Here is a 671-nt window from a genome sequence, read left to right as displayed (position 1 = left end):
CTCTGCAAACAAAAATTATGGGCTTGATTGCAGCACTGCTTATCTTAGTAATCGGCTTGCTGACAGTCACGTTTGCCGTTCAGCAAACAAAAGAAGGAAGAAAACAGTCCGAACAGCTTGCCGTTCAGACTGCAAAAACCATTTCTTATATGCCTCCGGTAAAAGAGCTCTTTCAAAAGAAGCGCGGGCATAAGGGAGAGGCGCAAGAGGTCATTGAACAAATGAAAGAACAGACCGGTGCCTATACTATTTATGTCCTCAACGAAAAGGGAGAGATCAAAGTCGCCTCGGAAAAGAGAGGTCAAACGAAGCTGACAAGAAGCAGAAAGATCTTGTTCGGCGGCTCTCACATCTCTGAAACAAAAAACGATGGCCGCATGGTGATCAGAGGAAGTGCGCCGATTATCCAGGAACAAAGTGGTTACAGCAAGGCCATCGGCAGTGTGTCTGTTGATTTTCTGTTAAACGAGACAGAACAACGTATTAAAGAGAATGTGAGAAAATTGAGCTTCATGGCTGTTCTCGTTTTGCTCATAGGATTTGCGGGTGCCGCCGCTCTTGCCAAAAGCATTAGAAAAGATACGCTTGGCCTTGAACCCCAAGAGATTGCATCTCTTTACCGTGAACGAAATGCGATGCTGCGTGCGATTAAAGAAGGGATCATTGCCACC

General features: G+C 45.8%; 1 pseudogene. It reads left to right on the top strand.

The window, feature by feature from the left end:
- Positions 1–2 precede the first annotated feature (2 nt).
- Positions 3–671, top strand: a pseudogene (locus ACWHAR_RS27880) (histidine kinase); the annotation flags it as partial.

Source organism: Bacillus sp. LR--39, assembly GCF_053613335.1.
This window is presented reverse-complemented; position numbering and strand designations above follow the sequence as displayed.